1 protein-coding gene and 2 pseudogenes are annotated in these 1,098 nt (G+C 69.5%); all 3 read left to right on the top strand.

Annotated features, from left to right (window positions below):
* Positions 1 to 252 (top strand): annotated as a pseudogene (locus JCM19049_RS15070) (hypothetical protein); the annotation flags it as partial.
* 54 nt (positions 253 to 306) lie between these two features.
* Positions 307 to 435 carry an NAD(P)-binding protein gene (locus JCM19049_RS21270; protein WP_279403335.1) on the top strand — a complete coding sequence of 43 codons (129 nt, stop codon included), beginning with the start codon at positions 307 to 309 and terminating at the stop codon, positions 433 to 435.
* Positions 435 to 1,098: pseudogene (locus JCM19049_RS15065) on the top strand (hypothetical protein); the annotation flags it as partial. The gene JCM19049_RS21270 and the pseudogene JCM19049_RS15065, both read left to right, overlap by 1 nt.

Here is a 1,098-nt window from a genome sequence, read left to right as displayed (position 1 = left end):
GTCCAGGACATCGCCGCGGACCTGGTCGCGGCCAGCGAAGGCCTTGCCTACCTGGCGCCCCGGGCCGCCCAGGCGGTGCGCATGGCCCACGGGCTGTTTAGCGAACTGAACGCCCGCATTGCCCGCACCCCGGCCAATGAACTGCTGGAGCGCCGGATCTCGGTGCCCGCCGGGCGCAAGGCCCTGATCGCCGCGCGCACCTTCCTTCCCGTCCGTCCCCTCATCCCTACCCGCATCAGGAGCATCGCATGAATCAGCAGCCAATGGACGTGACAGTGATCGGCGGGGGCTTTGCCGGACTGGCCAGTGGCCGGGCTGCTGGCCCGCACCGGGCACCGGGTCACCCTGCTGGAACAGGGGCAGCAGCTGGGAGGCCGGGCCGGGCGGCTGCAGCGCGAGGCTTCAGATTTGATACCGGACCCTCCTGGTACCTGATGCCCGAGGTCTTCGAGCACTGGTTCGAGCTGATGGGCAGCAGCACCTCCCAGGCCCTGGATCTGCGCAGCCTGAAAACCTCCTACCGGGTGTTCTTCGAGGACCATGAACCAGAGGACCTGGCCCCGGACACGGCGGGCGAAGTGTTCGAACGCCTTGAACCGGGGGCCGGGGAACGCCTGGCCTCCTACCTGCGCCAGGCCTGCGAAAGCTACGACCTGGCCCTGGAGCACTTCCTCTATGATGACTTCGCCCGGGCCAGCAGCCTGCTGGCCACCCCGATCCTCCGCCGCGGCGGCACCCTGCTGCCGCTGCTGGCCCGATCCCTGAAAACCCACACCGCCAAGGCGTTCACCGACCACCGGCTGCGCCAGATCTTGGGCTACCCCGCGGTGTTCCTGGGCAGCAGCCCGCAACGCACCCCCGCGCTCTATCACCTGATGAGCACCTGGACCTTACCCAGGGGGTGCAGTACCCCATGGGCGGGTTCAGCGCGCTGGTGGACGCCATGGAGCAGCTGGTGCGCACGGCCGGGGTCACCATCATCACCGGCGCCCGCGCCACCGGCATCCACACCGAGGAAGCCGGTGGGGCGGTCAGCGCGGTGCAGTGGGTGGACGGTGCGGGTGCAACGCACCAAAGTCGGGCGCAGGCCGTGGTGGG

The organism is Arthrobacter sp. JCM 19049 (assembly GCF_001310435.1).
Note: the sequence above shows the minus strand (reverse complement) of the source record. Positions and strands in the feature narration are given on the sequence as shown.